This is a genomic window from Psychrobacter sp. I-STPA6b (assembly GCF_020662265.1).
GTDB lineage: Bacteria > Pseudomonadota > Gammaproteobacteria > Pseudomonadales > Moraxellaceae > Psychrobacter.
The window spans coordinates 1-498 of the sequence record NZ_VEWM01000005.1 but is presented as its reverse complement, the minus strand read 5'-3'; the positions used below and the strand labels follow the sequence as shown (position 1 = coordinate 498).

The window sequence follows — 498 nt, the reverse complement described above, 5'->3', positions numbered from 1 at the left end:
ATTATATAGATCGTAATTTTATTGAAGGCAAACTTTGCATATTTGTTGATGATATCAAAATAACAGGAAGTCATGAACATACCGTAAATAAAATCCTGGACCAATATGAGGTAAAGGGAGATTTTGTGTTTGTGTATTTTGCAGAATTAATAAACAAAGACATTCATCCCAAAATAGAAAATCATTACAATTATTTTGCTGTTAAAAGTGTAGAAGATATTGTTTCAATAGTAAATAGTGAAGATTTTCAATACAACACCCGAATCGTAAAATTTATTTTAAGCATGGATGATAAACAGTTTGCTTATCTGATCTCTAATATTTCAAGAAAGAAAAGCAACGAATTATTTCATCTTGCGATAAGTAATAATTACCATCAAATTTTAGAATATAAAAAGAATATTAACGTAATAAAAATAGATTAGACTATGGCTATCAATTTGCAAAAAGGACAAAGGGAAAATATAAATGCACCAAAATTTACTATTGGTTTAGGAT

At 26.7% G+C, this 498-nt stretch carries 1 protein-coding gene; it reads left to right on the top strand.

What is annotated here, in order from left to right:
- On the top strand, nt 1-425 hold a 425-nt coding region (locus tag FHK88_RS00220; protein WP_227428779.1), incomplete at its 5' end, for a phosphoribosyltransferase family protein.
- Nucleotides 426-498 lie beyond the last annotated feature (73 nt).